At 48.9% G+C, this 278-nt stretch carries 1 protein-coding gene; it reads right to left on the reverse strand.

Annotation, left to right across the window (positions count from 1 at the left end):
- The coding region (locus ACYQ78_RS39515) for a 40S ribosomal protein S19 (protein WP_459806126.1) at positions 1–270 on the reverse strand (270 nt) is incomplete at its 3' end.
- Positions 271–278 lie beyond the last annotated feature (8 nt).

The raw sequence follows: 278 nt of genomic DNA on the forward strand, positions 1-278 counted from the left end.
TTCAAAGTGGCTGGGCCTTGAACCTCGTCGCGTGCGTCCTCCATACACACGTGTAAGGTGACCCACACCGATACCATTGCGAAGGTAGACATGACGAAGGATTGAGGCAGACCTGATGTAGTACCAGTCAGGATCATAAGGAGCAAGTTCCTTGCTTTTAGCTGTTTTTACCAGATCAACCCATTCTGGTACCTTCAGCTTTCCACCCTTCTTCAAATGGGCTGCTAAAGCCTTAACGAATTCGTGAGGACAAACGTCTTTAACGGTCACACCACCAG

It is taken from the genome of Herbidospora sp. RD11066, assembly GCF_054661255.1.